Genomic DNA, 6,160 nt, shown 5'->3' on the forward strand with positions numbered 1-6,160 from the left:
GGAAATTAATAAAATCGTCTGGGATGCATCAGGTTATTCTGCCGGAATTTACTTTTATAAATTTAATATTGAGAAAAGTCCGATTGGTAAGATGGTTTTGATGAGGTAATTGTCTGTGCAAAAAAGGGAAAAAATGATAAAGAAATTTCAGTTTATTGATTCATCTTTTTGCAGCGAAAATGAAAGTGTTGACGGAAAATATTTATATCAGATATTTACAAAGATAAAGAGGTAATATGAATAAAGAAAATCAAAAAATCGAATATAAATCAATGTGGAAAGATGACTATTTAGTGTCGATCCGTAAAGTAGGGATTCGACGCAGATGAACACTGAAAAAACCGATTTTCGCAAGATAAAATTTTTTTGTAAAAAGTGTAGTATCAGCGTCTGCCCCGTTGAATGATTTGTATTTTAATATTCAACAGGGGTTCATCAGCATAATCAGTGTTTATCTGCGTCGAATCACATTCGGAGAATCATTGCAAAAATGCGAGTTTACGGATGGGCACTCATTAAATTATGAAACGAGGAAAATTATGAAGAAAAAATTGAAAGAAAGTTTATCACTTTTGCTAATTCTGATTATCGCAGGATGCAGTGGAATTGTAAAATATAAAATTGAACATCCACCTGAAATTTGTATTGGAGATGTGCAAAATATCAAGATCAATAAATTTTCTGTTTCGGGAAATCTAAATCTCAATCAAAAAAATAATTCTGAAATTGTTGGTGAGATAGTAAATTTCGCAAAATCAACTGTAACTCAGCAGGTGGGAGATAAGGAAATTAAAAATTATTATTACTCAAATATGATAAATAAGTTTGCCAATAACGGTTTCTATAATATTGTGGAAAATAGCGAAAACTATGGAGCGGAAATAAACGGCAGTATTTATTACACGGTGCAAGATAATTACCAAGTAACAAAGAATAAGAAAAAGGAAAATGATAAAAATGGTAAAGAAATTATCGTAATAAGTAAAACATATACGCTTGTAAGACAAACCGGAGTAACTATAAATATCCGGGTAGCAGACAGAAATGGAAATGTTATCGGAGCTTCACAGGTTGAATCGAATTCATCTAATCAAGTTACAGAAAGCACATTAAATGCTGCCCGCGATAATATCGAATGCTGGGAGTCTCTTGTTCATGATGCGCTCTACAATACGATGACTTCTTTATATCGCAAAGTCGTTCCTTATTATTCTTATCAACATTTAAAGATGAAAACGGGCGGTTCAAAAAAAATAAAAGTTGCAAACAAAAAGGCTCAAAAGGGGAAATGGAAAGCTGCCCTAAAAGTCTGGAATTCAATTGAAAAATCAGGAAATGAAAAAAATAGAACAGCTGCTCTTTACAATATAGGAATTTATAATGAAGTTTATGATCATCTTGATAAAGCGATAGAAATATTTAAAAAGTTAAATTTAATAACAAACAGTTCCAAGTATGATAAAGATATTAGACGCATCGTCGATAGAAAAGAAGAAGAAAAGAAGCTCGAAAAAGAACCCAAACAGCATAAATAATTTATATTATATCTGGAAATCATAATATAAATTTCAAAAAAAATCTGAGTTAAATTTGACAAACAATAGTGCGTTTTGATTTTTTATCAAAAAAATATTGAAAATTATATAGGAGATGCCGATGAGTAAAGAAACGCCATTCTACAATATTCACAAAAAATTGGGTGCGAAATTTGTAGATTTTGCCGGCTTCAAAATGCCGGTTCAGTACAAAAAAGGAATCGTTCATGAGCATAATATTGTTCGGGAAAAAGTGGGTATGTTTGACCTAACCCATATGGGCGAGTTTATTGTCAGAGGTCCAAAACGGTTGGAGTTTTTGCAAAAAATGACTGTTAATGATCTCTCTCAAATTGAAGTCGGGCAGGTTCAATACACAAATATGTGTTATCCCACCGGTGGCATTGTGGACGATCTTCTCATTTATCGTTATGAAGATATCTATTATCTCGTAGTAAACGCTTCCAATCTGGAAAAGGATTTTGCCTGGTTAAAAGATCATCTTGTTCAAGGTGTAGAATTGGAAGATGTCAGCGATAAAACCGCTCTGATTGCCGTGCAAGGTCCAGATGCCCAAACCGTCGTTCAAAAAATAATCTTGGATGACCTCTCTCAAATTGGTTATTACCATTTCATTGATACTAAAATTGGTGATGTTGATGTGCTCGTTTCCCGAACCGGTTACACTGGTGAAGACGGATTTGAAATTTATTTCACAGAGCTCGATAAAGCGGAAGAATTGTGGGAAAAAATTGAAGAAGCCGGAAAAGAATTTGAAATTGAGCCAATCGGTCTTGGGGCGAGAGACACTTTGCGGCTGGAAATGAAATATCCTTTATATGGAAATGATATTGATCAAGATACAAATTCTCTTGAAGCCGGGCTGCGTTGGTTTGTGAAACTCGATAAAGGTGATTTTATTGGAAAAGAGGTGTTGGAAAAAGTGGCAAAGAATAAAATCCAAAGAAAACTCGTTCCCTTTGTAATGGAAGATAAAGGTGTTCCACGTCCACATTACAAAATATTTGCAAATGGAAAAGAAATCGGAGAAGTAAGAAGCGGAACAATGTCCCCGAGTTTGAAAAAAGGAATTGGAACCGGTTACGTTCCACGTGAATTCATGAAAAGTGGGAATGAAATCGAAATTCAGGTAAGAAAAAAAATGCTAAAGGCAAAAGTTATTAAACCGCCATTCTATAAAGATGGTTCTATCAAGCGTTAAATTTATTAAAAACAAAAGAGGTGAAAAATGATTAAAGAAGATTTGCAATATACCGAAACTCACGAATGGGTAAAAGTAGAAGGAAAAATAGCAACTATTGGAATTACCGATTATGCCCAACACGAACTCGGTGATATCGTATTCGTTGAGCTGCCGGAAATCAAAGATGAAATTGACCAGGAAGATGTATTGGCTACGATTGAAGCTGTTAAAGCCGTAGAAGAAATTTATTCCCCTATTAGCGGTATCGTGCTGGAAATAAACGATGACCTTGAAGATGATTCTGAACTTATTAACTCCAGCCCTTACGATGAAGGTTGGATCGTGAAAATGGAAATAACAAATATGGATGAACTTGGAAATTTGCTTACTGCCGACGCTTACTCGAAACTTATCGGAGAATAGATTGGCTATCATTCTCTAAATTTTCTGTCGTTCAATTCGGTTGGAAGTTTTGATAAACTTGACACTGACTTCTATGAAATACAAATGAGAAATATTAAAACAATGAAACAATAAGGTTTTTTGATCTGAGAATTTTATAATGATTGAGAAAACTTAAAGAAAGGAAAAGTATGAAAAAAATTATGACAATTTTATTTGCAATGAGTTTGGTGCTATTCACAGCCGCTCTTTTTGCAAATAATGAGCACCCCTCACAGTGCATAACGTTGAATTCTCACAATCAGATTCAGGATGAGACTCGGGATTATGGCTGGGTCGAACAAGCCTCCGGATTTTCAGAAACATCTCGCGGTATTAATTTTATGAATGTTGTGGATGAAAACATTGTCTGGGCAACAGCCTATGATGGTTCCGGTGGTGGAGGATCTGTACATGAATTCACCCGCACCGTAAATGGTGGTGAACTTTGGGTTGCAGGAGAAATTGATGTAACCGACCCGAATTTGGAGCCTGCAATGGTTTTTGCACTTGATGACCAAAAAGCATGGTGCCCGATGCACTCCGGAAGTCCAGGTGGAATTTATCACACTTCTGATGGAGGCGAAAATTGGGCTCGCCAAGGTCATGCAAGCATGTACACAAATCCTGTCAGCTTTGCCAATGTTGTTCATTTCTGGAATGAAAACGATGGCTTTGCTCAAGGTGATCCGGTCGGTGGATATTATGAATTATACACAACTACCGATGGTGGTGAAAACTGGACACGAGTTCCACAGGCAAATATTCCCGCTCCGATAAATGGTGAATTTGGAATCGTCGGCTATTATGATGTAGTTGGCGAAACAATTTGGTGGGGAACTAATAAAGGTCGAGTCTTCAAATCTACAGATATGGGTTATAACTGGACAGTCTGTAATCCTGTTGGATCACTCACCTATGTTACTATTTGGTTCAAAGATTCTATGAACGGATTATTACAGGATAAAGGAGCTGGCACTACCGGCACACTTTATGAAACTTCCGATGGCGGTGAAACTTGGACATTTCTTAATTACAACGGATCATGCTATACAAACGATATGTCTTATGTACCCGGAACTGACAATATGTATGTAAGTACCGGGGCAGCAGCCGGAGTTTCCGGTGCGTCCTATAGTTTGGATGGTGGAGCAAATTGGACGATATACGATGGAACAGAAGGTACACAATTTTTGGCAACTGATTGGGCAAACGATGAATGTGGATACGCCGGTGGTTTTACACTGGATCAGTTTACAGGTGGAATGTTTAAATATACATACGTCTCCGCACCTGTTCTTCCCCCGGAAGATCTATATGCAGAAGCCCTTGCAGATCTAACTGTTCAATTATTTTGGAGTCCTCCTCCCAGCGGTTCTGAAGGTTGGATCAGATGGGATAATGGTGAGAATGCCGGTTCTCTGGGATTAACCAATCCGGGTGAATGGGATGCAGCCAGCAAATTTTCTGCAACCGACATGCTTCCTTATGCTGATGGTGAAATTACAAAGATCAAATTCTATCCTACTTCTGAAACTGCTATTTATTCAGTCTGCATTTGGACCGGGGCAAATGCTTCCTTGGTTTTGGAACAAGATGTTCCATCTCCTACTATAAATGATTGGAATGAAATAGACCTTGATGTTTCGGTAACTGTAGAAAGTGGTACAATATACTGGATCGGTTATCATATGAATCAGGTTGATTCCGGTCAACCAAACGGTTATCCTGCCGGTTATGATGCAGGTCCTGCTCAAAATGGTTTATGGGCGAATCTCGGAAGCGGATTTCAGGATATTTCTACACAAGGCTTTGACTATAATTGGAATACCGCTGCTTATATTGAAAACTCCGATGGAGAAATTGCTCAAATTCAGAACAATGCATCTCGTTCACGTGATTTGACTGAGTATAATATTTTTCACTCTCTCGAATCAGGCGGACCTTACGATATTGTGGCAACAGTTCCCGCAGCTGATACATCATATATTCATCCCGACCCGGAAACAGGTGCTACAAATTATTATGTGGTAACCGCTGTTTATGGTATGGATGAAAGTGATTATACAAATGAAGCATCTGCTTATGTTGAAATTGCAACTGCCGAAGAAATTATCTATGATGATGATTCCGCAGAAACAGGATATAATTCCGGCACAATGGGTGATAGACTTGCAGTTCGAATGACTCCCGATACTTATCCCGTTTCTTTGTTGAGAGTAAAATTATATCTTACTCAAGTACAGCAAACAGTTGCCCTCGCTATTTGGGATGATGATGGACCTGACGGAAAACCCGGCACTCAAATTGTTGAAACCATAGCAGTTAGTACTTCAAGTATCCAAGCCAATAGCTGGACTGTTGTTACAATACCGGAAGGTGATAGACCAACAATTTACAGTGGCGATTTTTATGTTGGTTGGATAGAAACCGGTGCGGAAAATTTGATCGGTGTAGATGAAAATGGAACTGCTTATAATCGTAGTTGGCAATATACTTCAGGACAATGGTTCGACTATACTATGGGTGTTCCGCAAAATATGATGATGCGTGCAGTTGTAAATACCGACGTTGGCGTTAATGAACCCAATCCGCAAAATCTGAATTCTATTTACAATTTCCCAAATCCTGTAACTTCTACCACAACATTCAAATATAATATTCAATCTGCTCCCCAAGAACCGGTTGAAATTAATATCTATAATATTCTCGGACAAAGAGTGGATTCTGTAACCGGTGAAAACGGTATTGCTGTTTGGAATCCAACAAATATCCCGAACGGACTTTATTTCTACAAAATCAAAACTGAAAATTATTCCGCAACAAAGAAAATGTTGCTAATGAAATAGTCGTCAGTAATCTATAAACAAGAGCCTCGATCGTTATGATCGGGGCTTTTTTTTTCGCGTGGAGTGTGAAACCCAAGTCGTACCCTTTGGAGTAAAATATCCGTGATATTTTTCTTTGTTTTGGAGTAAAA

The 6,160-nt window shown here is 37.3% G+C and carries 4 protein-coding genes; all 4 read left to right on the forward strand.

Going from position 1 to position 6,160, the window contains the following annotated elements; genetic code table 11:
• The first annotated feature begins 539 nt into the window (after positions 1-539).
• The 4 genes from U9P79_01560 to U9P79_01575 all read left to right on the forward strand — a co-directional run bounded on the left by U9P79_01560 (position 540) and on the right by U9P79_01575 (position 6,029).
• Complete coding sequence (locus U9P79_01560; GenBank protein ID MEA2103314.1) at positions 540-1,535, forward strand: DUF6340 family protein; 996 nt, start codon at positions 540-542, stop codon at positions 1,533-1,535.
• A gap of 121 nt (positions 1,536-1,656) precedes the next feature.
• Complete coding sequence (gene gcvT, locus U9P79_01565; protein ID MEA2103315.1) at positions 1,657-2,757, forward strand: glycine cleavage system aminomethyltransferase GcvT; 1,101 nt, start codon at positions 1,657-1,659, stop codon at positions 2,755-2,757.
• A 27-nt stretch (positions 2,758-2,784) separates the two neighbouring features.
• Complete coding sequence (gene gcvH / locus U9P79_01570; protein MEA2103316.1) at positions 2,785-3,162, forward strand: glycine cleavage system protein GcvH; 378 nt, start codon at positions 2,785-2,787, stop codon at positions 3,160-3,162.
• Positions 3,163-3,332: 170 nt separating this feature from the next.
• Positions 3,333-6,029 (forward strand): T9SS type A sorting domain-containing protein, encoded by a 2,697-nt coding sequence (locus U9P79_01575; protein MEA2103317.1) that lies wholly within the window; start codon positions 3,333-3,335, stop codon positions 6,027-6,029.
• Positions 6,030-6,160: the final 131 nt, after the last annotated feature.

The organism is Candidatus Cloacimonadota bacterium (assembly GCA_034661015.1).
Taxonomy (GTDB): domain Bacteria; phylum Cloacimonadota; class Cloacimonadia; order JGIOTU-2; family JGIOTU-2; genus JAYEKN01.